Source organism: Chromohalobacter sp. HP20-39, assembly GCF_033052815.1.
In the GTDB taxonomy this organism is placed as follows: domain Bacteria; phylum Pseudomonadota; class Gammaproteobacteria; order Pseudomonadales; family Halomonadaceae; genus Chromohalobacter.
Genome location: NZ_JAWHTP010000214.1, coordinates 1 through 406 on the forward strand (window position 1 = coordinate 1; position 406 = coordinate 406).

The following is a 406-nucleotide window of genomic DNA, read 5'->3' on the forward strand; positions in this document are numbered from 1 at the left end:
TGCTCTTCCGATCTCGGGCCGAACTCCTTGACCCGATTTATCCACAGGGTTTCCGGCATCCCAAGATCCTGCCACTCGGCACCTTCGATCTCTTCAACCTGCGTTGCGGCCAGCACGGCACAGCCACCGGGAAAGATGGCGTGCACCGCCGTCCCTTCCTGGCAACCGGCGGCCGTCTCCGGCCCCATGCCGCCTTTGCCGACGATCAGCTTGACGCCGGTCTGCTTGATGAACTCGCGCTCGAATTTCTCCATGCGCATGCTGGTCGTCGGGCCGATGGACACCATCTCGAATCCGCCATCGTCCTTCTTCCGGACAATCGGACCCGCATGAAAAATAGCACCGCCTTCGAGGTTGACCGGAAGCTCGCGCCCTTGTTCGATCAAGCGCCGGTGCGCCACGTCAC

1 protein-coding gene is annotated in these 406 nt (G+C 62.1%); it reads right to left on the reverse strand.

The features are described from left to right. Positions 1-386 (reverse strand): FumA C-terminus/TtdB family hydratase beta subunit (locus RVY79_RS17695; RefSeq protein ID WP_317465811.1); only part of this gene is annotated, 386 nt, incomplete at its 3' end. Positions 387-406: the final 20 nt, after the last annotated feature.